The organism is Desulfovibrio desulfuricans, assembly GCF_024460775.1.
Lineage (GTDB): Bacteria > Desulfobacterota > Desulfovibrionia > Desulfovibrionales > Desulfovibrionaceae > Desulfovibrio > Desulfovibrio desulfuricans_E.
This window is the reverse complement of the sequence record NZ_JANFYZ010000095.1, coordinates 1-243: the sequence shown is the minus strand read 5'-3', so window position 1 is coordinate 243 and position 243 is coordinate 1. Positions and strand designations below refer to the sequence as shown.

The 243-nt window shown below is 29.6% G+C and carries 1 protein-coding gene; it reads right to left on the bottom strand.

Going from position 1 to position 243, the window contains the following annotated elements; translation table 11 throughout:
• Positions 1-220 (bottom strand): hypothetical protein (locus NE637_RS15540; protein WP_256267826.1); only part of this gene is annotated, 220 nt, incomplete at its 3' end.
• Positions 221-243 lie beyond the last annotated feature (23 nt).

The following is a 243-nucleotide window of genomic DNA, read 5'->3' as shown; positions in this document are numbered from 1 at the left end:
CTACTGCATATGTTTGAGTAATTAAATAAGCATATTGTTCGTAATTTAATGAAGTAAAAATTAACCCTATGTTTGTTCCGCCTTTTTTTGGTATAATTCGCCTGATAACACTCTCTAATTCATAGCCATTTACGGAAAGAATAATCTTTTGCTCTTCCTTTAGTTCTATTTTATTATTACACTCTATTGTTATACCAGCACCTAATTCATTCCAGTCCATCACTTTGCAATCTATAATTAAAT